This window comes from Acidimicrobiales bacterium (assembly GCA_016716005.1).
GTDB lineage: Bacteria > Actinomycetota > Acidimicrobiia > Acidimicrobiales > JADJXE01 > JADJXE01.
In genome coordinates this window covers 3,002,521-3,027,998 of the sequence record JADJXE010000001.1, presented here as the reverse complement: position 1 = coordinate 3,027,998, position 25,478 = coordinate 3,002,521, and the positions used below count along the sequence as shown (strand labels likewise).

3 protein-coding genes are annotated in these 25,478 nt (G+C 76.2%); all 3 read right to left on the bottom strand.

Annotated elements, in window-relative coordinates:
- Positions 1-20 precede the first annotated feature (20 nt).
- From IPM45_14775 to IPM45_14765, 3 genes are read right to left on the bottom strand one after another with little or no spacing between them, the layout of a single operon-like run.
- Complete coding sequence (locus IPM45_14775; GenBank protein MBK9180801.1) at positions 21-662, bottom strand: 4'-phosphopantetheinyl transferase superfamily protein; 642 nt, start codon at positions 660-662, stop codon at positions 21-23.
- On the bottom strand, positions 659-23,662 hold the full coding sequence (locus tag IPM45_14770) for an amino acid adenylation domain-containing protein (protein ID MBK9180800.1): 23,004 nt from the start codon (positions 23,660-23,662) through the stop codon (positions 659-661). The genes IPM45_14775 and IPM45_14770 overlap by 4 nt, the downstream gene beginning before the upstream one ends.
- Positions 23,652-25,478, bottom strand: coding sequence for a non-ribosomal peptide synthetase (locus IPM45_14765; protein ID MBK9180799.1), 1,827 nt, complete (start codon positions 25,476-25,478; stop codon positions 23,652-23,654). Before IPM45_14765 ends, IPM45_14770 begins: the two co-directional genes overlap by 11 nt.

Genomic DNA, 25,478 nt, shown 5'->3' with positions numbered 1-25,478 from the left:
GCCGGCGGCTCGCGGCCGGGTCAGGGGGACGCGGCGACGGCCCCGCCGATGGTGGGCTCCAGGCGCCAGTCGTCGCCCGGCGCCGCCACCGACACCACCAGGGCGTCCGCGGCCCACGGGGTCCGGATGCACACCGTGCGCACGCGCACGTCGGTGCCGGGGACCCGCCCGTCGAGGAGCGTGAGGGCCGGGAGGTCGTCGGTGAGGCCCCGGCCGGTCAGCTTGGCCCACGCCTCCTTGCGGGTCCAGCACGCGAAGAACGTCGCGTCGCGCTCCCCCGCAGCGGCACGGTGCACCACGGCCAGCTCCTCGGCCGACAGCACGAGCGCGGCCGCGGCCCGGTCCCACCGGTCGGCCGCCACCACCTCGACGTCGATCCCCACCGGCCGCCGGGCCACGGCCACGGCCGCCACGTCGTCGCAGTGCCCGAGGCTGAACCAGGGCCCGCCCGGGACGTAGGGCCGCCCGCCGGGCTCGACCCGCAGGTCGACCGCGTCCGGCGCGCACCCCAGCTCCACCGAGAGAACCTCGCGGAGCCAGCTCCGGGCGGCGACGTATCGCCGGCGCACCACCGGCCGCCGGAGGCGCCCTGCGCGGGTCCGCTCCGCGGCGGAGAGCACCGACGGGTCGCCCGCCCCCAGGGTCGCGAGCAGCACCCTCACCGGCGCGTGGCTGCGTCGATGGCGGCGGCGATGGCGGCCGCGGCGTGCGGGGCGTTGTCGCCGGCGAGGAGGCCGTCACCCCAGAGCGTGTGCGTGCCCGGGACCCGCACGACCTCGTAGGGGCCGAGCACCAGGGCCCCGAACACCTCGCTCGTGCGGGGGCCGGCGTCGGCGGCACGCAGGAAGACGGTGGCGCCCGGGTAGGGCTGCGGTCGGTACCGGGCCACACCGAGGCGAGCCTTGACGATGCCGCGATCGCCGGCGGCCCGGATCGAGGGCTCCCGGCCGGCACGGGCCTCCCACCACCAGACGGGGATGGCCGATGCGAACCGCCGGACCCGACCGGGGAGCCGCCGCAGCCCCTCCCGCCTGCTGATCGGCACCTTGACCACCCCCGGCTCGGCCTCGCCGGTGGCTCGGGGCGGGGTGGCCTCGATCAGGGCGAGCAGGAGCGGGGTGCGGCCTCGGTCGTGCAGGACCCGCGCCAGCTCGAAGGCCACCAGCCCGCCATAGGACAGCCCGGCGACCACGAGGGGTCGGGCGGGGAGGTGCTCCTGGACGACGTCGGCATAGCGGCGAGCCAGATCCTCCACGCCCTCCGACAGCGAGCCGGCGCCCATCCAGGAGACCTCCTGGATCGCGTAGACGGGCTGGTCGTCACCCAGCTCCCGTGCGACCCGGCCGAACCCGAGCACGCCACCGTCGGCGCCGTGGATGAGCACGAGCGGCGGGCGGCTGCCGGTCGTGCGGATGGGGACGAGCACCCGGCCGACGTCGCGCCCCCGAAGGCTCGCCCGTCCGACCCGCGCCCGCTGGAGCGGGCCGGCCCCGCTCGGCACCTCGGCCGGGGCCGGTCCCGCCGGGCCAGCGGTGTGCTCCCGCACCGACCGGGCGAGCGCGCGGGCGGTCGTGTGCTCGAGCAGCGCGTGGAGCGGGACCGCCGTGCCCGTGTCGCGCTCGATGGAGGCGAGGAGCCGGACCGCGAGCAGCGAGTTCCCGCCGAGGTCGAAGAAGTCGTCGTCGGGGCCCGCCCCCGGGTCGCGGACAGCCGCTCGGAGAAGGCCCAGCACCCGTTCGACGAGCGGATCGTCGGACTCCCCGCGGCTCGGGCGCGCCGCCGGCGCGGGCAGCGCGGTGCGATCGACCTTGCCGTTCGGGGTCAGCGGGAGCGCATCCAGCACGACGATCGCGGAGGGAACCAGGATCGCGGGGAGTCGCGCCACCAGCTCGTCCCGCACGCGATCGACCAGCGGCCGCTCCGCCCCCGGCTCGGCCGGCGACGGGCCCGGGACGACGTAACCGACCAGGTGGGCGCCCTCGTCGGCGCCCACCATCGTGACGACGGCGTCGGCGACCCCGACGATCTCGCGCAGGGCCGCCTCGATCTCGCCCAGCTCGATGCGCACGCCGCGGAGCTTCACCTGGCGGTCACGACGGCCCACGAACTCGAGCGCACCGTCGCCCCGGCGCCGGACCAGGTCGCCCGTTCGGTAGCGCCGCGCCGCCGGATCGGCCGAGAGGGGGTCGGGACCGAAGCGCTCGGCGGTGAGCGCCGGGTCCCCGAGGTACCCGAGGGCGACCCCGTCGCCGCCCACGAAGAGCTCGCCGGTCACACCGGCGGGGAGCGGCTCGCCGGCGGCGTCGAGCACGTGGAGCGTGGTGTGGGCGATCGGATGGCCGATGGGGATGGACGTCGCGCCGGGCGCCGGCTCGTCGATCAGGTACCACGACGCGAACGTGGTCGTCTCCGTCGGGCCGTAGCCGTTCAGGAGGCGACCCGGTGGACCGGCGCGCCGCACGGTGCGGACCGTGTCCGGGTCGACCGGCTCGCCCCCGACCAGGAGATGGCGGAGGGTGGCGAAGGAGTCCGGCCGGGCCCGGGCCAGCACGTCGAAGAGCCGGCTGGTGAGCCACAGGGTGGTGATGCCGTGCCGCCGCAGCGCGTCGGGCAGGCGGTTCGGGTCGAGCAGCGTCTCCCGGTCGATCACCACGAGCCGGGCCCCGGTGAGGAGGGCACCCCACACCTCGAAGGTGGAGGCGTCGAAAGCGGTGGACGAGGCGTGGGCGACGACGTCGTCGGGCCCGAGCTGCACGTAGTCGGTGTCGATGGCGAGACGGGCGATGGCGCGGTGCGGGACGACGACCCCCTTCGGCCGGCCGGTGGAGCCCGACGTGAACATCACGTAGGCCGGGGCCAGGGCGGGCTCGGCGGCCGGTGGGATGCTGGTGTCCCGGCCCGCGCCCGGGCCGGGCGACAGGGTGACGTCGCCCCCCGCTCCCGCTCGCACCACCACCCGCAGCCGGGCCTCGGCGGCGATCAGCTCGCGCCGTGCCTGCGGGTACTCCGGGTCGAGCGGCACGTACGCCGCCCCCGTGAGGAGCGTGGCGAGCATCGCCACCACCATGGCCGCGGACCGTTCGAGCTCGAGCCCCACCGCATCACCGGGGCGGACGCCGGCGGCGGTGAGCAGCCCGGCGAGGTGCTCGGCCCGCCGGAGCAGCTCGGCGTAGCGCAGCACGGTGTCGCCGTCCTCGACTGCGACGGCGTCGGGCCGCGCCCGCACCTGCTCGCCGACTATCTCGGGGAGCGGGCGGTGACGCCAGGGCCCATCGACGGGGCTGGTGGGGCCGGCCGTCAGCCAACGCCGGTCGGCCGGGTCGAGCAGGTCGAACGACGCGATGCTCCCGTCGGGGTCGGCGGCGGCCTCGACGAGCAGCCGGACGAGCTGGTCGGCGAACGCCTCGGCCGCCTCGGCGTCCATGACGGAGAGGCGGTGGTCGATCGTCAGCTCGGTGTGGTCGCCGTTCACGAGGGCGAGGAGGTCGAAGCGGGCCCGCCCGGTGTGGCTGGTGACCCGCCGAGGTGCCAGCTCGACCGCCCCTGCCCGGTGTGTCTGGGGCCGTCCGTGACCAACCGTGTACATCACCTGGAACACCGGGGTGCTCGAAGGGTCGCGCACCGGGTTGACGGCGTCGACGATCAGGTCGAAGGGCGCGTCGGCGTGGTCGATCGCCTCGAACACCCCACGCTGCACCCGGTGGACCAGCGTGCGCATCGTGGGCCGGTCGCTCAGGTCGATCCGCACCGGCAGCGAGTTGACGAGGAAGCCCAGCATCCCCTCGGCGCCGAGGCGCGTCCGCTCGTCGTGTGGGATGCCCACGACCAGGTCCCCGCGCCCGGTCCACCGCCACAGCGTGGCGGCGAGGGCGGCCAGGCCGGTCGCGAAGGGCGTCGCCTGGCAGCGGCGCGCCAGGCTCGCCAGCGCGTCGCGCTCCGCGGCGTCGAGGGGACGCCGGACCACCCCGCCCTCGTCGGGTGGCGGCGGTGTGCCCGGGCCTCCCTGGCGCAGCTGGAGCGGTTCCGGGAGCAGGTCGAGCCGGGCGCGCCACCAGGCGAGCGACGGGTGGAACGCTCCCTCGGCGAGGCGGGCCCGTTGCCACACCGCGAGGTCGGTGGCGGTGAACGGCGGGCCGGTCGGCGCCGGGCCGGTGCCCGTGCGCGCCGCGTATGCGGCGGCCAGCACCGTCGGCAGCCGCTGGCCCGACTCGCCGTCCCACGCGACGTGGTGGATCACGAGGAGCACGACGTGCAGGTCGTCGTCGACGCGGACGAGGGTGGGTCGCCAGGGCCAGGCCTCCGCCAGGTCGAACGGCCGCCGCCGCTCCCGTTCGGCCAGGGCGTCGAGGGCGGCGTCGCGGGCCGACGGCGCCATCGCCGTGAGGTCGACCCGGGCCAGCTCGACCGGCCCGACCGGATCGACGAGCTGGTAGGGCACACCGTCGTCGTGGCTGCGGATGCGGGTCCGGAGCGGCTCGTGGGTGGCCGCGAGGTCGGCGAGGGCGCCGGCGAGGGCCTCGGCGTCGACGGCTCCGCGCAGCTCCACTCCGGTGACCAGGTTGTACTCGGAGCTGTCGGGGCGGAGCCGGTGCAGGAACCAGAGCCGCTCCTGGGCGAACGAGAGCGGGGCCCGATCGAGGTGGAGCCGGGCCGGTCCCGGGCGACCTGCCCGCGTCGGGGCTGCGGCCGGGCCGGGCCCGCTGGCCCCCACCGGACCGGCTCGGCGGAGCAGCTCGGCCTGGGTGGCCACGGTGGGATGGTCGAAGAAGTCGATCAGCGGCAGGTCGAGGCCGAGCTCGTCGCGGACCCGGGCGATCACCCGCCCGGCGGTCAGCGAGTCGCCGCCCACGTCGAGGAAGCGCTCGTGGAGCCCCACCTGATCGAGCCGGAGCACGTCGCACCAGACACGCGTGAGCTGGGCCTCCAGCCCGCTGGGTTCGGCGGGCGGCCGGCGGGCGGGCCCGGCGTCGTCGAGGTCGGCCAGCCCGAAGTGCTCGGCCAGCCCCCGACGGGCGACCTTGCCACTCGGGCCGGTGGCGAGGTGATCGGTGATGACGATGCGGCGGGGGACCTGGTGGGGCGCCAGCCGCTCGGCGGCGTAGGCCCGCAGCTCGCGCTCGGTGGGCGTCGGGGCGGCGTCGGGGCGCAGCACGACGGCGGCGGCGACCTGCTCGCCGAGGCGGCGGTCGGGCACGGCGAAGGTGACCGCCGCGGCGACCGCCGGGTGGGTGAGGAGCGCGTCGTCGACCTCGGCGGGGGCCACGGGGGCACCGCCGCGGTCGATCAGCTCGCGCTCGCGCCCGACGAGGGTGAGGTAGCCGTCGCCGTCGAGACGGCCGAGGTCGCCGGTGCGGAACCAGCCGTCACGGAAGGCGGCCGCCGTCGCCTCGGGGTCGTCGAGGTAGCCGGACACCACGGTGGGCCCGCGCACGGCGATCTCGCCGACCGTGCCGGCGGGCACGGGCCGGCCCGTCTCGTCGACGACGACCAGCTCGCCGACCCGGCACCGCCCGACCGTGCCCGCTCGCCGGTCGCCGGGCAGGTTGGCGGTGACCGGCGTGTTGCTCGTCTCGCTGAGGCCGTAGGCGTCGAGCACCGGCACCCCGAGGGCGCGCTCCAGCTCGGCGGCCACCGGGGCGGCGAGGGCGGCGCCGGTGGAGAGCACGAAGCGGAGCCGGTGGGCGGGCAGCTCGCCGGGGTGGTCGCGCACCCGGTCGAGCACGGCCTGCCACATCGCCGGCGCCATGTTCATCCAGGTGGGCTGCTCCTCGCCCAGCTGGCGGAGCACGTCCGCGGGGCTGGCAGCCGGCGCCGCGACCAGCTGGCCGCCGGCGACGACCGTGCGGAGCAGCCCGGCGCTGCCCTGGCCCTGGGCGAGGGACCGGACGTGCAGCATGCGGTCGTCGGCCGTGAGCCCCAGGTCGGCGACGGACCGCCGTGCGCTCACCAGCAGCCCGCGATGGGTCATCGGCACCCACTTGGGCTCTCCCGTCGTCGCCGACGTGGGTTTGAGGAGGGCCACGTCGTCGGGGTCGGGACCGTCGCCGGCGGCCGGCGTCGAAGGTGCCGCGCCCGACACCTCGACGGCGACGGGGCCGGGCACGTCGGCCGGATCGGTGGTCAGCACGACCAAGGGGAGGCCGAGGTCGTCGGCGGTGCGGCCGGCCGGCGCCGTGGGATCGGTCACGACCGCGGCGCGCACGCCCAGGCGGCGCAGCAGCCGTTCGAGCGCCGCCGGGGGCAGGCCCGGGTCGAGGGGGGCGGCAGCGGCCGAGGCGGCCACCGCGAGGAGCGTGGCCGCCAGATCGGCACCGGACGGGAGCAGCACGGCCACGCGATCGCGCGGGCCCACCTCGGCCCGCCGGAGCGCGGTCGTCACCCGGTCGAGCTGGACGCCCATGCCGCCCCAGGTCAGCGGAGGCCGACCGGGATCGATCAGGAAGGGCGCGTGCGGCCTCGCCGCCGCCTGGGCTCGGATCACCTCGGCGAGCGTGTCGCCGCCGGCCGGGGGGGCCGGGGTCTCGTCGAGGTGCGCCAGCCCGACGTGCTCGGCCAGCCCCACCCTCCTGGGCTTCCCGGTGGCAGTACGAGGCAGGTCGTCGACGAGCAGCACGCGCCGGGGGACCTTGGGCGGTGCCAGCCGGTCCGCAGCGTGGGCCCGAAGGTCGCGCTCGGTCGGTGCGGGATCGGCGTCGGGTCGGAGGATCACCGCGGCCGCGACCTGCTCCCCCAGTCGGCGGTCGGGCACGGCGAACGCGACCGCCTCGAGGACGGCCGGATGGGCCGCCAGCGCGGCTTCGACCTCAACGGGGGCGATCGTCTCGCCGCCCCGGCTGATCACCTCGTCGAGCCGTCCCGCGACCGACAGCGCGCCGTCGGCCTGGAGCACCCCGGTGTCGCCGGTGTGGAACCAGCCGTCGCGGAACCGGGCGGCGGTCGCCGCCGCGTCATCCAGGTATCCCGCCGCCACGGTCGGGCCACGCACGACGATCTCGCCGGCGACCCCAGCGGGCACCGGCGCTCCTGCCTCGTCGAGGATCGCCACCTCGATGGGCGGCACCGGCCGGCCGACCGTGCCGGGCGGGCGCTCCCCCGGCGGAGGAAGCGTCCCGGCGACCCTCCCGCTGGTCTCGGTGAGCCCGTAGGCATCGAGCACGGGGACGCCGAGGGCGGCCTCGAGGCGCTGCCGCAGGTCGTCGTCCATGGGTGCACCAGCGGTGTGCACGTGCCGCAGCCGCGGCGCCCGACGGTGCCGGCCCGGCCGCTCCAGCTGGTCGACGATCGCCCGCCAGGCCGCCGGGACGGCGGTGGTCCAGGTGGCGCCCAGGTTGGCCAGCGCGTCGACCACGTCGGGGGCGGCCGGGGTCGCCGGCCACGCCACCGACCCACCGTTGAGGAGCGACTGGAGGGCGCTCACGAGCCCCTGCGCCCGGGTGAGCGGGGCGATGCTCAGGTAGCGGTCGTCGACGTCGAGACCCAGCGTCGCGCCCCAGGTCGCGGCGGTGCCCAGCAGGTTGGCGTGGGTGAGGGCCACCAGGCGGGGGACGGCGGTGGTGCCCGATGTCGGGAGCACGACGGCCACGCCCGGCGGCGTCTCGCCGGTAGCCGTCCCGGTGAGGGGCATCGTCGCGATCCCACCGTCGCCATCGGCGACGACGGCCATGCAGGCGCCGGCCCGCCGGGCCAGGTCGACCATCGCCGGTTCGACCGGATCGAGCACCACGGCCGCGGCCACCGAGGCGGCGCCCAGCACGGCCACGAGGAGCTCTGGTCCGTCGGGGAGGGCCACCGCCACCCGGTCGTGACCGCCGACGCCCTGGCGGCGGAGCCGGGCACCCAGGGCGTCGACCTCGGCGACGAACGCCCGCCACGACCACGTCGCTCCGCCGGCCGTCATCAGGGCCAGCGCGTCTGGCTGTGCCTCTGCGAGGCCGGACAGCCGTTCGCCGATGGTCGTCTCTGGGGTCGGGGCGGCCGGGTCGCACCCGGTCTCGTCGAGGAGGGCCACGCCGACGTGCTCCGCGAGCCGGCAACGGGCCACCTTGCCGCTGGGCTCGACCGGGAGCCGATCGGTCACGACGATGCGCCGGGGCACCTTGTCGCTGGCGAGCCGGTCGGCGACGAAGGCGCGCAGCTCCCGCTCGGTGACGGTCGAGCCGGGCCGGAGCACGACGGCGGCACCCACCTGCTCGCCCAGCCGGCGATCCGGGACGGGGAACGCGGCCGCCTCCAGCACGTCCGGGTGGTGGAGGAGGACGTCGTCGATCTCGGCGGGGGCGATGGTGGCGCCGCCGCGGTTGATCATCTCGCGGACCCGGCCCGTGATCCTCAGGAACCCATCGCCGTCGACCGACCCGAGGTCGCCCGTGCGGAGCCAGCCCCCGGGGAGGAACGCCGCGGCGGTCGCGTCGGGGTCGTCGAGGTAGCCCGCCATCACGACGTCGCCCCGCACCACGATCTCGCCGATCGAGCCCGCTCCGACCGCCCGGCCGTCGTCGTCGACGACCGCCACCTCGGCGGCCGGCGACGTCGCGCCGGCGGTGCCGGCCCGGCGGTGTGAGGGCGTGTTCGACACGACGAGCCACGTCGTCTCGCTGAGGCCGTAGCCCTCGACCACCGGGGTGCCCAGGACGGCCTCCAGGCCGGAGCGGACCTCTTCGGCCACGGCGGCACCGGCGATCACCGTGAGCCGGACGTCGTGCGGACCGAGGTCTCCGGGGTGCAGCCGGATCCACGCGAGCAGCGACTGGGCGACCGCGGGCGGCAGGGTGAGCCGGGTGGGCCGCTCCCGGCTGACGAGCGCGAGCGCCTCGGGCGGCGTGGCACCCGCGGCACAGATCACCTCGCCCCCGGTCGCGATCGTGCTGAGCACCCCTCCGATGCCGAAGCCGCGGGCGAGCGAGCGGGTGGCCAGCATCCGGTCGGCGGCGGTGTGCCCGAACGGGGCTGCCCACGCCCGCCCTCGCCGGACGAGGTTCCGGTGGGTCAGGGCCACGAGCTTGGCCTCGCCGGTCGTGGCCGACGTGGCCACCGCGAGCGCGAGGTCGGTTGCCGTGGGACCCGCGTCGGCGGGGCGCGCGTCGGGAACCGGCTCGGGCCCGTGCCACCTGGCCACGCCGGGGGCACCGTCGGTGGTCGGCTCGATCCGCAGGACCACGGCACCGAGGTGCTCGGCGACGGATGCCGTGGGCTCGTCGGTCGACGCCACGATCACCGCCTGGGGGCGGAACCTGCGGAGGGCACGCTCGATGGCCGGGCCCGGTTGGTCGACGGCCACGGGATGGGCGAGGGCGGCGGAGATCGTGGCGAACAGCACGGCGACCTGCGTGGCACCGTCGGGCAGCACGACGGCGACCCGGCCATGTGGACCGACCCCGCGGGACCGCAGCGCGGCCTCGGTCGTGTCGAGCAGGCCGGCGAGGTCACGCCAGCGCATGGGCGGCCGCCCGGGGTCGCGCAGCGCGGGTGCGTCGGGAGCGGCGCGGGCGATGCCGCGGAGCAGCCCGCCGATCGTCGTGAGGTCGCCCGTGTCGGTGGGGGTGTCGTCGAGGTCGCGGAGGCCGAAGCGCTCGGCGAGGCCGCGGCGGGGGTGCTTGCCGCTGGGGCCGGTGGGGAGGTGGTCGGTGAACGCGATGCGGCGGGGCACCTTGTCGGGGCGGAGCCGCTCGGCGCACCACAGGCGCAGGTCGCGCTCGGTGGTGGTGGCGCCGGGGCGGAGGACGACGGCGGCGGCGACCTGCTCGCCGAGGCGGCGGTCGGGCACGGCGAAGGCGACGGCGTCGGTGACGTCGGGATGCGCCATGAGCACGGCGTCGATCTCGGCGGGGGGGATGACTGCCCCGCCGCGGTTGATCATCTCGCGGAGGCGTCCGGTGATGGTGAGGTAGCCGTCGGCGTCGAGGTGGCCGAGATCGCCGGTGCGGAGCCAGCCGCCGGGGAGGAACGCGGCGGCGGTGGCCTCGGGGTCGTCGAGGTAGCCGGCCATCACGCTCGGCCCCCGCGCCACGACCTCGCCCGTCTCCCCGGCGGGTACCTCGGCGCCGTGGGTGTCCACGACGAGGACCTCGACTGCTGCGTCGTGGATGCAGCCGACCGTGCCCGGCTTGTGTGCCTCGGGTCGATTGCGGACGCCCGCCCATGCCGCTTCGGTCATCCCGTAGCTGTTGCGGACGGGCCGGCCGAGGGCTGCCTCGAGTCGGGTGCGGAACTCCTCGCTCACGCCGGCGCCGGCCACGCTGACCATGCGGAGGTCGTGGTCGGCGGGGAGCGGATCCTGCTCGAGGACGGCGAGCAGGCCCTGGGCCAGCGAGGGTGGCAGCGAGAGCCTGGTCGGTCGCTCGTGTTCGATGAGGACGCGCACCTCGTGCGCCGTGGCTCCGGCGCAGCACAGCACCTCGCCCTGCCGCGCCAGCGTGCGGATGTACGAGCCCAGCCCGTAGCCGCGTGCCAGGGACTGGACGGCGAGCCGACGCTCGCCCCTGTTCGCGTCGAGATCCCGCAGCACGTCGAGGCCCACCAGCAGGTTCCGATGTGTCAGGGCCACCAGCTTGGGGGTGCCCGTGGTGGCCGACGTGCTGGCGGCGACGGCAACGTCGGTCGGGCCGGGCCGGCCCGACGCTGCCGCTGCCGGTCTGTCGGCTGGACCCTGCCAGGTGGCCACACCCGGCGCTCCGGGGGGCGGCGTCTCGTCGACCTCGAGCACCACCGCTCCCGCCGTCTCCGCCGCTCGGCGCGCGACGACGTCGCCCACTGCGATGATCGCCGCTCGGGGTCGGAACCGAGCCAGCGCCTGCACGAGGGCGGTGTCGGGCTGGTCCGGAGCGATGGCGTGCGCGATCGCCGCCGCCATCACGCCGAGCAGCACGGCCGCCTGCACGGGGCCGTCGGGCAGCATCACGGCCACCCGGTCGGTGGGCCCGATGCCGTGGATCCGGAGCTGGTGCTCGGTCTCCCGCAGCAGAGCACCCACGTCGCGGTAGCGCAGCGGGGGGCGACCGAGCACCCGCAGCGCCGGCGCATCCGGCACGCGCCGGATCGCCGCCTCCAGCAGGTCACCGATGGTGCGGGGTGCCTCCGTCGTCGCGTCGTCGGTGAGCACGACGCGCCGGGGCACCTTGGTGGGGGCGAGCCGCTCGTCGTCCACGGCGGGATGCTCCCGGAGCGCAACCTCGACCTCGACGGGGGCGATGGCCTCGCCGCCGCGCTTGATCATCTCGCGGGTGCGGCCGACGAGGCGGAGCCGTCCGGCCTCGTCGAAGACCCCGAGGTCGCCGGTGCGGAACCAGCCGTCGCGAAAGGCGGCGGCCGTGGCGTCCGGGTCGTCGAGGTAGCCCGCGAACAGGTGGGGGCCGCGGAGCTCGATCTCGCCCTGCCCGCCGGCAGGGACGGGGCGTCCCTCTCCGTCGACCACTCGGACGTCCGTGCCGCTCGGGAAGCCGACGTGGGAGCCCTCGGAGCCCCCGTCCCTCACGGAGGCCGATGTCGCCACGCCGGCACACTCCGTGAGGCCGTAGTCGAGGACCACGGCCACGCCGAGCCGGTCGCGGAGATCATCGGCCAGGGTCGGGTCGGACGTCGCCCCACCGATGCCCACGAACCGGAGGGTGTGCCGGGGCCGGCCCCCGCTCATGAGCTGCTCGAGGATCCCGTTCACGCTGGCCGGCACGGCAGTGAACCACGTCGGCTGCAGATCGGCGATCGCCGCCATCACGGCGGCGGCGGACCGATCGGGGGTGCACACCACCGAGCCACCGTGGACGAGGGCGTTCAGCAGCACCGTCACGAGCCCCTGCACCCGCACGAGGGGCGTGACCACCAAGGCCCGATCACCGCGGCCGAGCCCCTGCACGGCGCCTCGATCGAGCACGGCCGTGAGGACGTTGCGGTGCGAGAGGGGCACCAGCTTCGGCTCGCCGAGGGAGCCCGACGTCGGCAGGACGAGGCACACGTCGTCCGGCCAGGGCTCCACGTCGTCGCGCAGGTCGACGACGTCCGCCACCGGTCGCGGCTCGAGGCGTACGGCGCCCGCCGGACGGTCGAGGTCGGCGTGCACCTCGATGCCGGGCAGGCCGGCCTCGGCGGCGGCGTCCCACACCGTCGGAGCGTCGGCGGCACCGATGACCGCCTTGGCCCCCAGCCGGCGCAGCGACCGGACGAGCTCGGGCGCAGGCGCGTCGGCGGAGAGCGGGGCGCACGCCGCCACCGTTGCCGTCGCCACCATGCAGACGGCCGCCTCGGGACCATCCGGGAGGACGACGGCGACCACGTCCGCGCGGCCCACACCGCTCGCACGCAGCATCGACGCGAGCAGGTCGATCTTCGTCACGAGGCCGGCCCAGGTGAGCGGTGGGCGCCCGGGCGTGAGGATCGCCGGCTCGCCGGGCGTTCGGCGAGCGTGGGCGCGGATCGCGGTGCCGATCGTGTCGTGGCGGCGGGCCGGAGCGTCGCTCCGGGACCGGGGATCCGACAGCTCGTCGCGCAGACGGGCGCGATCGGCCTTGAGGCCCGAGGTGCGCGGCAGGCTCGACCACACCTCGATCCGCTTCGGCACGAAGGGCGCGGGGAGCCGTTCGGCCATCGCCGACCGGACCTGCGCCGCCTCGACGTGCCGGCCGGGGTCCGGCACGACGACCGCAGCCAGCTCGGGCACGCCGGAGGGATCGGTGGGGGTGACCACCACCGCCTCGGCCACTCCGCCCACGGCCCGGAGCGCTGCCTCCACCTCGGCTGGCTCGATCCGGTGCCCTCGTATCTTCACCTGGGAATCGACGCGACCGTGGAACTCGAGCGCACCGTCGGCGCGTCGTCGGACGCGGTCGCCGGTTCGGTAGGCCCGCACCGGACCCGCCCCGGCGTCGATCGTCGAGAACGCCGCTGCGGTGGCCTCGGGGTCGTCGAGGTAGCCGATGGCCAGATGCGGACCGGTGACGTAGAGCTCACCCATCTCGCCGTCCGGCACGGGCCGCCGGGCGGCGTCGAGCACGTGCAGGCCGGCCGTCGGCAGCGCGTGCCCGATGGGGAGCGGCCGGCCCGGGACCACGGGCTCCCTGGTGAGATCGGCCCAGGAGACGGACACCGTCGTCTCGGTGGGCCCGTAGCCGTTGACGAGCCGGACCCGGTCGCCGACCGTTCGCTGCCAGGCTTCGAGTGCCTCGGGCCGCGCTTGCTCGCCGCCGATCTGGAGCTGGTGCAGACATGCCGGTGGCTCGAAGCCGCCGCGGACCAGCTCGTGCCAGTAGGCAGTGGGAAGGTGGGCCACGGTCACGCCGAGCCGCTCCAGCGCAGCGGCCAGCCCTCGCGGCGAGGCCAGGGCGTCGGGCGGACGCACCACGATGGTCGCACCGATGTGGACCGTGCCGAACACCTCGTGGACAGAGGTGTCGAAGGCGGCGGAGTGGAACTGGAGGATCCGGTCGTCGGGTCGCCAACCGTTGCGCTCCTCGAGCGCCGGGAGGTAGATCTCGAGCGCTCGCCGGGAGATCACCGCTCCCTTGGGGTTCCCGGTGGAGCCCGAGGTGTAGATCACGTACGCAGGGTCGTCGGGATCTGCGCTGACGTCGAGGGGGTCGTCGCAGCCCGCGGCGACGAGCGCGGCGATGTCGAGCACCGGGATGGCCGAGGGGTGGTCGAGCGGGCGGTCGGTGAGCACTGCGGAGGGGCGGCAGCGCTGCAGCAGGTCGGCCGTGCGCGCCGATGGCGCGTCGGGGTCGAGGGGGACGTAGGCGGCGCCGGCAGCGAGGATGCCGAGCAGAGCCGGCACCAGGGTGCGATCGGGACCGATGTGGACGGCCACGCGATCGCCGCGGCCCACGCCGCGATCTGCGAGGTGGTTGGCGACCCGGCGGACCTGCCGGAGCAGCTCCACCCATGTCACCGTGACGTCGCCATCGTCCACCGCGACCGCGGCCGGCTTCACGGTGGCCCAGTGGGCCACGGCGTCGAGTGGCGCCGGTTCGCCGCCGGCGAGCCGCTCGACCAGCTGCGGTCGGGCGACCTTCCCACCTGGGGTGCGGGGCAGGGCGTCGAGCACCTCGATGCGGCGCGGCACGCGCGACGGCAGGGTGCGGCTCCGGGCGAAGGCCCGGAGCTCCTCGGCGTCGAGCGCATGGCCCGGACGGCGCACCACGGCGGCGGCGAGGTCGTGGCCCACCTCGGGATCGGGCACGCCGACCACCGCCACGTCGAGCACGGCGGGGTGCTCGAGGAGCACGGCCTCCACCTCTGCCGGGCCGATCAGCTCCCCGGCGCGGTTCACCACGTCGTCGAGGCGCCCGAGCAGCCGGAGGAAGCCGTCGGCGTCGAGTACGCCCACGTCGTTGGTGTGGAGCCACCCGTCGCGGATCGGTGACGGTCCCTCGGCGGCGGCGTCCGCGTACCCTGCCATCACGGCGGGGCCGCGCACCGCCACTCGCCCCGCCGCGCCGGCCGGCAGCGGCGTGCCGTGGTCGTCGACGATCACCACCTCGCAACCTGCGGCGCGGCCGACGGTGCCTGGACGGCGCTCGGCCGGGCTGCTGCAGGTGACGAGTCCGCCGGCCTCCGTCAGCCCGTACCCCTCAACCACGGGCACGCCGAGCACAGCCTCCAGGCCGCTCGCCACGGCCGGCGGCAGCGCCGCCGCTCCCGAGTAGCAGAAGCGCAGGGCACTGGGTGGTGGTGACGCCGGCTCGCCGCGGACGCGATCGAGCACGCCGGCCCACAGCGCCGGGATGCCGACGGCCCACGTCGGCTGCTCGGCGTCGAGCCATCGGCGGGCGGCCGCCGGCGACCCGAGCCCCGGGCACGAGGCCGAACCCCCCGCGACGAGGGCCGTGACCAGTCCCGTCACCACGCCGTGCTCGAACCGCAGCGGGCTCAGGACGAGCGCACGATCGTCGGGCCCGATGGCCAGCCGCTCGGCTCTCGCCCGGGCCGCGGCCAGCAGGTTGGCGTGGGTCAGCGGCACGAGCCGGGGCGTCGCCGTCGACCCGGACGTGGGCAGCAGCAGCGCCACGTCGTCGGGCCGCGTCGCTCGCGCCGCCGGAACGGGCTCGCCGGTCGCGCCGGAACGGGCCGAGCCCGGCGGCACCGTCCGGACCACGGCGAGGCCGAGCCGGCCGGCCACCGCCATCGTCGCCAGAGCCCGCGAGCCCCAGCCCACGACCAGCGCCCGGCACGCCCGCTGGCGCAGCACCCGCTCGAGCTCGTCGAGCGGCGTCTCGGAGGGAACCGGTGTCGCGACGGCGGCGCACATCGCGCCGAGCACACCGGCGGCCAGCTCGGGGCCGTCCGGCAGCACCACGGCGACGCGGTCGCCGGCCCCGATGCCCCTGGCGGCGAGGTCACGGCCGAGGCCCTCTGCGCCGTCGACGAGGTCCCGCCACGTGACGGGCGGGCGCCCCGGCGCCGTCAGGGCCAGGTGATCGGGCCGGCGGCCGGCCCACACCCGCAGGGCCTCCGGCACCGTGGTGGCCGTGGCCGCCGCATCGGCCGGAGGGCTGTCCGTCGCCTGCGGCGTGGCGTGCAGCGGCGGCGCGGGGGCGGCAGGGCTGATCATCGAGGCCCTGCGACGGTGCACGGTGCGAACCATCCCCGCCACCGTGGGGTCGTCGAGCATCGCAGCGAGCGGAAGGGCCACGCCGGTGCGGTCCTCGACGGCGGCGAGCAGGCGGAGGGCCAGCAGGGAGTGCCCGCCGAGGTCGAAGAACGTCACGTCGTCGACGACATCGTCGACGCCGAGCAGCTCGGCCCACACCTGGCGGACCACGGGGGTCAGCTCGTCCGGCGCCCCGGCTCGTTCGCTCCCCGGGTGCTGCGACACGGGCGCACGCCCCAGCTCCTGTCGGAGCCGGGTGCGGTCGGCCTTGCCGCCCGGTGTGCGGGGAAGGGAGGAGCGGATAGCGATGCGGCTGGGGACGAACGGACCGGGCATGCGCTCGCCGAGGGCGGCCCGGAGGGCGTGGGGGTCGAGGCGGTGGCCGGGTCGAGCGACCACGGCGGCGGCCAGCTCGAGGTCGCCAGCGGCGTCGGTCACGGCGACGACGGCGGCGTCGGCCACGCCGGGCAGGGCGCGCAGCGCGGTCTCCACCTCGGCTGGCTCCACGCGGTTCCCCTGGACCTTCACCTGGGCGTCGATGCGGCCCAGGAACTCGAGGGCACCGTCCGGGCGCCGGCGCGCCCGGTCGCCGGTGCGGTAGGCGCGCACTGGTCCGGAGCCGACGTCGATCGTGGGGAAGGCGCGTGCGGTGGCCTCGGGGTCGTCGAGGTAGCCGAGGGCCAGCTGCACGCCGGTCACGTGGATCTCACCCGCCTCGCCGTCGGGCACGGGCACGCCTCGCTCGTCGAGGAGGTGCAGCTCGGCGGTGGCGTGGGGGTGGCCGATGGGCAGGGGCTGCCCGGGCACCAGCCGCTCGTGCGTGAGGTCGGCGTGCGCCACGGTCACGGTCGTCTCGGTGGGCCCGTACCCGTTTCGCAGGATGACGCCGTGCCTCACCGTGCGCTGCCAGGTGTCGAGCACCTCGGGCCGGGCGGCCTCTCCGCCGATCGCCACCATGCGGACGCACGGCGGCGGCACGAACCCACCGTCGACGAGGGCGTGCCAGTAGGCGGTGGGGACGTCGAACACCGTGATCCGGAGGCGGTCGAGGACGTCCGAGACGGCGCTCGGCGAGCCGAGCGCGTCGGCGGGGCGGATCACGATGGTGGCCCCCGCTTCGGCGGCGCAGAACAGCTCCTGGATCGAGCAGTCGAACGCCGCCGAGTGGAGCTGGAGCACCCGGTCGTCGGGGGTCCATCCGGCGCTCTCGACGTAGGTTGGGCAGTAGGCGGCCAGGGCGCGGTGGGGGATCACGACGCCCTTCGGGTGGCCCGTGGACCCCGAGGTGAACATCACGTAGGCGGGGTCGTCGTCGCCGGGCGCGATGCCGGGATCGTGGTCGGGGCCGGTGCCGACCAGCGTCGCGGCGTCGAGGACGGGTCCGCCGAAGGCCGGCTCGGCGCATCCGTCGCCGACGAGCGCAGCGGGTCGGCAGCGGGCGAGCAGGCCGGCGTTGCGTGCCGGCGGGGCGTCCGGGTCGAGGGCGACGTACGCGGCGCCGGCCGCGAGGATGCCGAACAGCACCGGGACGAGGTTCCGATCGGCCCCCAGGTGCACCGCGACCCGATCGCCCCGGCCGATCCCGCTGCTGCGGAGGTGGTTGGCCACCCGGCGCGCCTGCTGGAGCAGATCGGCCCAGGTGACCGTGACCGTGCCGTCGTCGACCGCCACGGCGTCGGGTCGCACCGTCGCCCACGCCGCGAGGGCGTCGAGGGGGGACCGGGGGGAGCCAGGAGGGCGTGTGCTGGGGCGGGCGTCGTCCGGACCGACGAGCGCAGCCAGGCCCCGCACGGTCGGCGCGTCGAGCAGGGCGGACACCGGGAGGCTCACCCCGAGCTCGCGTTCGAGGCGGGCGAGGAGCCGCACGGCGAGGAGCGAGTCGCCGCCGGCTGCGAAGAAGTCCTCGTCGGGGTCGACCCGATCGCGGTCGAGCACGTCGCGCCACGCCGCAGCAACGGTGTCGAACGCCTCGCCAGACGGGCGTTCGTGCGTCCCAGTGGATCGCCCGTGCCGGGCGCCGGGCGCGCTCGCAGCCCCTGTCGCTCCGCCGGCGGGGGCGGGCGAGAGCTCCTGTCGGAGCCGGGCGCGGTCGGCCTTGCCGCCCGAGGTGCGGGGCAGGGAGGCGCGGACATCGAGGTGTCTCGGGACGAAGGGTCCGGGCATGCGCTCACCGAGGGTGGATCGGAGGATGCGCGGATCGAGGTGGTGGCCGGGTCGGGGCACGACGGCGGCCGCCAGCTCGAGGTCGCCGGTGGCGCCGGTCACGGCGACGACGGCGGCGTCGGCCACGCCGGGCAGGGCGCGCAGTGCGGTCTCCACCTCGGCCGGTTCGACGCGGTTCCCCTGGATCTTCACCTGGGAGTCGATGCGGCCGAGGAACTCGAGGGCGCCGTCGGGACGCCGGCGGACGCGGTCGCCGGTGCGGTAGGCGCGCACTGGTCCGGAGCCGACGTCGATCGTGGGGAAGGCGCGTGCGGTGGCGTCGGGGTCGTCGAGGTAGCCCAGGGCGAGCTGCACCCCGGTCACGTACAGCTCGCCCGCCAGGCCGTCGGGAACCGGGTTGCCGTCTGCGTCGAGCACGTGGAGCTCCGCCGTCGGGAGCGGGTGGCCGATGGGCAGGGGCTGCCCCGACAGGGGCTGCTCGTGGGTCAGGTCGGCGTGCGTGACGGTGACGGTCGCCTCCGTTGGCCCGTACCCGTTGCGCAGGATGACGTGAGGGCCGACGCTCAGTTGCCAGGCCTCGAGCGTGTCGAGCCGAGCGGCTTCACCGCCGATCCGCACCATGCGCACGCACGGCGGCGGCACGAACCCGCTCTCCGTGAGCGCGTGCCAGTAGGCCGTGGGCAGCTCGTGGACGGTGACCCGGAGTCGGGAGAGGGCGCTGCGCATGGCTCCGGGCGAGCCCATCACGTCCTCGGGTCGGACGACGATGGTCGCCCCCGCCTCCGCAGCTGCGAAGACCTCTTCGATGACCCGGTCGAAGGCGGCCGAGTGCAGTTGGAGCACCCGGTCGTCGGGCGTCCATCCGGCGCTCTCGACGAAGGCGCGGCAGTAGGCGGCCAGGGCCCGGTGGGGGACCACGACGCCTTTCGGGTGACCCGTGGACCCCGACGTGAACATCACGTAGGCGGGGTCGTCGTCACGGGGCACGACGCCCGGATCGTGGTCGGCGCCGGTGGCGACCATGGTGGCGGCGTCGAGCACGGCGCCGTCGAAGGGCAGCTGTTCGCCCCTGCGGCCGACCAGCGCAAAGGGCCGGCACCGCCCGATCAGGTCGGCGTTGCGGGCCGAGGGTGCGTCCGGGTCGAGGGGAGCGAACGCCGCGCCAGCGAAGAGGACGCCGAACAGCACGGGCACGAGGTTGCGATCGGCCCCGAGGTGCACCGCCACACGGTCACCTCGGCCGACCCCCCGGCTCCGGAGATGGTTGGCAACGCGACGCGACTGCTGCAGGAGCTCGGCCCAGGTGGTCGTGACCGTACCGTCATCGACGGCCACGGCGTGGGGCTGCGTCGTCGCCCACGCCGCCAGCGCCTCGAGAGGGGAACGACCGGGCGACGACCCGTGCCGGTCCGCCCGGCCGGGTGCCGCCACCTCGGCGGCCAGCATGACCCGGTCGGCCTTGCCGCCGGGGGTGCGGGGCATCGTGTCCCGCACCAGCAGGCGCTTCGGCACGTGGGCCTCGGGCAGTGCCTCGGCGAGTGACCGCCGCACCGCAGCCGGATCGAGCTCGGCACCCGGTTCCGGCACGAGCACCCCGACGAGCTCCGGCGTGCTGGCCGGGTCGTGACGCACCGTCACCACGGCCTCGGCGACGCCGGGGAGGGAGGTGAGGGCCGCTTCCACCTCGGCGGGCTCCACCCGGTGGCCGGCGATCTTCACCTGCTGGTCGACGCGGCCGTGGAACTCGTACGCCCCATCGGCCCGCCGGCGCACCCGGTCGCCGGTCCGGTAGGCACGGGTGGGCAGGCCGGCGATGTCGATGGTGACGAACCGTGCCGCCGTCGTGTCGGGGTCGAGCAGGTAGCCGGTGGCCACCTGCCGGCCCGTGAGGTACAGCTCGCCCACCTCGCCGGCGGGTACGGGTGCTCCCGACTCGTCGAGCACGTGGAAGGCGACGGCCGGGTACGGGGTGCCGATGGGCACCGGCCGGCCGGGGGCCGGGCGCTCGTAGGTGAGCTCGGCGTCGGATGCGTTCACCGTGGTCTCGGTGGGGCCGTAGCCGTTGATCAGCCGCACCCGGTCGCCGAAGAGGGTCTGCCACCGCTCGAGCACGTCGGGCCGGGCCGCCTCGCCGCCGATGCGCACGGTGTGCAGGCCCGGCGGGAGCGGCGGGGGGTCGTCGCCGAGCCCGAGCACCAGCTCGTGCCACAGGGCCGTGGGGATGCTGGCGACCGTGATCTCGCGGTCTGCCAGGAGGCGGAGGTACTCGAGGGGTGGGCGCAGCAGGGCGTTCGGCGCCTCCACGCTCGCACCGCCGGCGCGCATGGTGCCGAACACTCGGATGACCGAGGCGTCGAAGGCCAGCGAGTCGGGGTACAGCAGCCGGTCGTCGGGGCCGAGGCCGCACCTCGACACCAGGCCGGACAGGAAGGCCGCAAGAGCTCCGTGGTGGACGACCACCCCCTTCGGGGGGCCGGTGGAGCCCGAGGTGAAGATCACGTAGGCGGGGTCGTCGGCGTGCAGTCGCACCGGCGGCGGCGTGTCAGGCCCCGCAGCGGCAACGGCAGCGGCGGCGAGCACCGGGACGCCGGCCCGATCGGCGGCGGCGGCCAGCTCGGTCGGCAGTGGGCAGTCGGTGATCACGGCCGCCACGGCGGCCCGGTCGCACAGCTGGGCCAGACGGGCCGGCGGTTGGGTCGGCTCGACCGGGACGTAGGCGGCGCCGGCGCTGAGGACGCCCAGGGGCACTGGCGCCCCACGACGGGCGGTCGCCAGGTGGACCAGGACCCGGGAGCCATGCCCGATGCCGCGGTCGAGCAGGTGGTGCGCCACCCGGTTGGCCTCGCGGTGCAGGTCGGCCCAGCGCAGCGGCCCGTCGAGCGTGTCGATCGCGACCCGATCGGGTGTGGCGGCCGCGTGCCGGGCGACTGTCTCGGGCGGAGTCGCCTCTCCCGGGAGGAAGCCTGCGGCCCGCCGGTGGACCGGCCTCGCCGGCTCCCCGGTGAGCAGGCCGACCCACTGCTCGACCCATCGCTGGACCGTCGTCCGGGTGAACCGGTGGTCGTCGTAGGTGACGGAGATCCGCAGGCCGCCGCGCCCGTCGGGCTCGGCCAGCGCCGACAGCCAGACCATCGTGCTGACCGGCTGCGGCACAGGGACCGACGCCACACGGAGCCCGTCCGTGGTCGGGGTGATGGGTGCGTGGTCCCAGTCGCGGAGCTGGAACGCGACCCTCGCCAGCGGTTCGAACCGCGACGACCGGCGAGAGCGGAGCGCAGCGACCAGGCGAGAGCGCGGCACTGGCTCGCTCATCGCCTCGAGCAGGGGGCCCCTGGTGGCGCCGGCGAGCGCATCCAGCGACGGTTCGTCCGGGAGGTGCACGGGCACGAACACGGTGTCGATGAAGCACCCGACGAGGTCGCTCGTCGCCGACTCGCGGCCGGCCACGGGCACCGACACCGTGACCGCCGGCTGCCCGGCGGCGTCACCGATCACGGCGGCGAACGCACCGAGCAGTGCGCCGAACAGCGTGGTGTCGGCCCGGGCGCCGACCGCTCGCAGATGCTCGACGGCGGGCGCAGGGAGGTGCGCATCCACCGGTTCGGGTGCGGTGCGCAGCAACGGTGGTGCTGCGCCCTCGGCCGTTGCCGCCAGGTCCGGGTCGACCGGCATCGTCAGCCGGGGTACCGGGGCCAGGGCGGCCACCCGGCGGGCCAGGCGCTCGTCGGCGCCGGCGTGCCAGCGGTGCACGTTCTCCGCCGCCCACTCGCCTGCGGTGATCGTGAGCTCGGGCAGGTCGGGCTCCGCGCCGGTGCGCTCCGCCTCGTAGAGCGCCAGCAGGTCGCGGGCGAGCACCCGATGCGACCATCCGTCGAACGCGAGGTGGTGCACGCTCCACAGCAGGGCATGGTCGTCGTCGGCGAAGGCGAGGAGCACGACGCGGAAGGTGCGCTCGACGGTGGGGTCGACGGCGCGGGCCGCCTCAACCTGGGCGGCACGCCGCGCGATCGCGGCTCGGTCGTGCGCCGGCACCCCGGGGCACGACCGGACCTCGAACGGAGCGGTCTCGGGTGGCGGGAGCACCACCTGGCGGGGTTCGCCCTCCACGAGCGGGAACACGGTCCGCAGGGGCTCGTGCCGCTCGACGAGCCGGCCGACGGCACGGGCCAGAGCGGTCGGGTCGAGGGGGCCGGTGAGGCGAGCGCCGCCGACCGACACGCGGGCCTGTCCGGATCCGACGATTGCGTGCTCGAGCCAGATCCCCTCCTGGGCGGGTGTGAGCGGCCGGGATTCGGTAGCGACCTCCCGGTGACGGGGCGCTCGCCCCCGTGCCCGCCGGCGCCGGAGCGCCGCATCGGCGCGACCCCGTGCCGATCCACTGTCGCGCATCGGGCGCGGCCCGTCGTCGGGCACGTCGTCGAGGTCGTGGAAGCCCAGGAGCTCGGGCAGTCCGGCGCGCCGCGGCTTGCCGGTGGGGGTGCGCTCGAGATGCTCCACCACCGCGATGCGGCGGGGCACCTTCGAGGGGGCGAGGAGGCCGGCGACGTGCTCGCGGAGCCCAAGCTCGGTGGTGGCGGCGCCCTCGACGAGCACCACCGCGGCACCGACCTGCTCGCCGAGGCGGCGATCGGGCACCGGGAAGGCGACGGCGTCGCGCACGGCCGGGTGCGCCACCAGCGCAGCCTCGATCTCGGCCGGCGCGAGGCTCTCGCCGCCCCGGTTGATGATCTCCTTCATCCGGCCGACGACCGTGAGGTACCCGTCGGCGTCGAGTCGGCCCAGGTCGCCGGTGCGCAGCCAGCCGTCGCGCAGCACCTCGGCCGTCGCGTCCGGGTCGTCGAGGTACCCCGCCATCACGTTGGGACCCCGCACCACGATCTCCCCCTCGGTGCCCGGGGGCAGCGCCTGCCCGTCGGCTGCGTGCACCGCCACCTCGCACCCGTGCGCGAGGCCCACGGTGCCCGGGACCCGCCGACCGTGGGCGGGCGTGCACGTGGCGAAGCCGGCCGACTCCGACAGGCCGTACGAGATGAGCACCGGGACGCCGAGGCGCTCCTCGAGCGCGTGGCGGGTCGGCTCGGCGAGTGCTGCCCCGCCCGAGCGGAGGAACCGCAGGTGGTGCACCGGTGCGACGTCGGGCCGCTGGTCGAGGTGGGCGACGAGCGTCTGCCACAGCGACGGCACGGCCTGCGCCCACGTCGGCCGCTCGGTCTCCGCCGTCTCGAGCCAGTTGGCCGGGTCGAACTCGGGGCCGCAGACGACCGAGCCTCCGGCCAGGAGCCCGGCGAGGACGGCGGGCACGATGGCGTGGGCGTGGGTGAACGGCGTCGACGTGAGGCAGGCGTCGGCGGGCGTCAGGCCCAAGGCGTCGACCCAGGCACGCGCCGCGGCCAGGAGGTTGCCGTGGTCGAGGGCCACCAGGCGGGGCTCGCCCGTGGTGCCGGAGGTACGGAGGACGAGGCGCCCGCCGCCGTCGTCGTCCGTGCTCCGGCCGTGGCCGATGGGGCCCGGGACCTCCAGCTCGAACGATCCGACGGATGCGGTCCTGGCGAGCAGGGCGGGCAGCCCGAGAGCCGAGGCCGCCGGTGCTGCGGTGGCGGAGAAGGCGAGCACGGCGGTGGCGCCGACCCGGCGGGCCAGGGCCTCGATCTCCGGCAGCGGCGTGCGCTCGTGGACCGGAACGCAGGTGCAGGCGTTGGTGACGGCCAGCACGGCGGTGGCGGCGGGAGCGCCGTCGGGCTGCAGGAGGATCACCCGATCGTCCTCACCGAGGCCCGCGGCGCGCAGGGCGGCGGTCCAGCCGGCCACCACATCGAGGAGCGCGGCCCAGTGGATCGGCGGGCGGTCGCGCTCACGGATGGCTGGGGCCGCCGGGCCGGGAGCGGCGGAGCGGAGGGCGTCGAGCAGCGGTGCCTCAGCCGTCATCGTCGGCCAGCAGGAGGTCGTCGAGGAGCTCGGCCTGGCGAGCGATGGTCGGAGCGTCGAAGAAGTCGAGCAACGAGATCTCCAGGCCGATCTCGTCGCGCACCCGGCTCAGCAGCCGGGTCGCCCGCAAGGAGTCGCCGCCCACGTCGAGGAAGCGGTCGTGCACCGCGACCTCGTCGAGCCGGAGGACCTCGCACCACAGCTCGGCGAGGAAGCGCTCCACCTCCGTGCGAGGCGGCGTGGAGGGCCCGACGCCCTCGCCGTCGTCGTCCAGGTCGGCGAGGCCGAGGGCGTCGGCCAGCCGATCGCGCTGGGGCTTGCCGGTGGGGCCGACCGGGACGGACGCGCCGCACACGATCCGTCGCGGCACCTTCCAGGGGGCGAGCCGCTCGGCGGCGAAGGCGCGCAGCTGTCGTTCCGACGGCGCCGTCCCGGGAGCGGGCACCACCAGCGCCGCGACCTGCTCGCCGAGGCGCCGATCGGGCACGGCGAACGTGACCGCCCGGGCCACGTCGGGGTGCTCGAGGAGCACGTCGTCGACCTCGCGGGGGCTGATCGTCTCGCCGCCGCGGTTGATCATCTCCTTCACCCGGCCCACGATCCGCAGGTAGCCGTCGGCGTCGAGCCAGCCGAGGTCGCCGGTGCGGAGCCAGCCGTCCACGAACGCCTCGGCGCTGGCGTCGGGGTCTCCCCGGTAGCCGGGGGTCACGGTCGGGCCGCGCACCCACACCTCGCCCGTCTCGCCGGCGGGGACCGGCCGGCCGGCCGCCACCACGGCGAGGTCGGCCACGAGCGGCAGGCCCACGGTGCCGGGCTTGCGAACGGCCGGGGGGAGGGGGTTCGTCGCGATGCAGCTGGCCGTCTCGGTCATGGCGTAGCCCTCGAGCAGGGGCACGCCGAGCAGCGCCTCCACGTCCGCCAGCACGCTCGGGGCCAGCGGCGCCGACGCCGACCTCACGAACCGGAGCCGGTGGTCGAGGACCTCGTCGGGGTGCGCGCGTCCCCGTTCCGCCAGGGCCGCCCACATGGTCGGCACGGCCGTGACCCAGGTCGGGTGCTCGGACCCGATCCAGTGGAGGGTGGCGGCCGCGGCGAAGCCGTCCGTGCACACCACCGAACCGCCCGCCGCCAGGCCCGCCAGCAGGGCGACGACCAGGCCGTGCACGTGGAACAGCGGCATCACGACGAGGCTCCGGTCGGAGCGGCCGAGCGCCAGGGCTCGACCCCAGGCATCGGCGGCGGCGAGCAGGTTGCCGTGCGTGAGGGGCACGGCCTTGGGTGCCCCCGTGGTGCCCGACGTCGACAGCACGAGGGCGACATCCGAGAGCGCCGCCCCGGAGTCCGCCACGGCGGGGCCGGCGGCCGGACCGTCGATCCGGATCGCGCCGGCAGGGCCGCCCGGTTCGGCCAGCGCGACGAGCAACGGGATCCCGAGCCGCGAGGCGGTCTCACCGAGGGAAGGCCGCGCGTCGGGCAGCGCGACGAGCGCCCGCGCCCCCAGCCGCCGCAGCACGCGCTCCAGCTCGACGGGAGGGAGGCTGGGGCTCACCGGCGCCGAGATCGCCGCACCGGCCGCGCCCAGGAACGCGGTCGCGGCCTCCGGGCCGTCGGGGATGGCGTGGGCCACCAGGTGCTCGCGCCCGATGCCCTTCTGCCGGAGCGTCTCGTGCAGCCCCGCGAGCGTCTCGGCGAGGCCGGCGAAGGTGAGACCCGATCGTCCGGGGGCATCGACGGCGGGACCGGCGCCCCGCTCGATCGCCCACCTCCGGATGCGTCCTGCGACACCGTCAACGGGTCCGCCCGGCCTCGTTGGCAT